This window comes from Stenotrophomonas sp. 3diitr2024, from assembly GCF_042136455.1.
GTDB lineage: Bacteria > Pseudomonadota > Gammaproteobacteria > Xanthomonadales > Xanthomonadaceae > Stenotrophomonas > Stenotrophomonas sepilia.
The window spans coordinates 1-340 of sequence record NZ_JBHHMJ010000811.1 but is presented as its reverse complement, the minus strand read 5'-3'; the positions used below and the strand labels follow the sequence as shown (position 1 = coordinate 340).

General features: G+C 74.1%; 1 protein-coding gene. It reads right to left on the bottom strand.

The features are described from left to right. Positions 1 to 52 precede the first annotated feature (52 nt). Positions 53 to 340, bottom strand: a 288-nt coding sequence (gene rhlB / locus ABGA94_RS21670; RefSeq protein ID WP_375368076.1) for an ATP-dependent RNA helicase RhlB, incomplete at its 5' end; no start/stop codon positions are given.

Sequence of the window (340 nt, the reverse complement as noted above, 5' to 3'; positions counted from 1 at the left end):
CCCCCCCCCCACGCCCATGAAGCCACCCGACCAACGGTCGGGTGCTACAGGATCAGTTGCCCGACAGCATCCGGCGGATCTTGCGGCCGATGCGGGTCAGGAACGAATCGCCGGTATCGGCGGCGGTACGCACCGGCTTGGCCACCACCTGCACCGGGGTCACCGGGCTCGCGCCGTTGCCGGCGTTGGCCTGCACGCCCTCGGCACCCTCGACCGGACGGCCATGGCGACGACGACGGCGCTTGCGCGGCTTGTGTTCACCATCCACGGCAGCGTCCGGTGCGCCTTCGGCGCGCGGCGGGCGCGGCGGACGCGGGGCCTGGGCAGCGGCGCCTTCCGC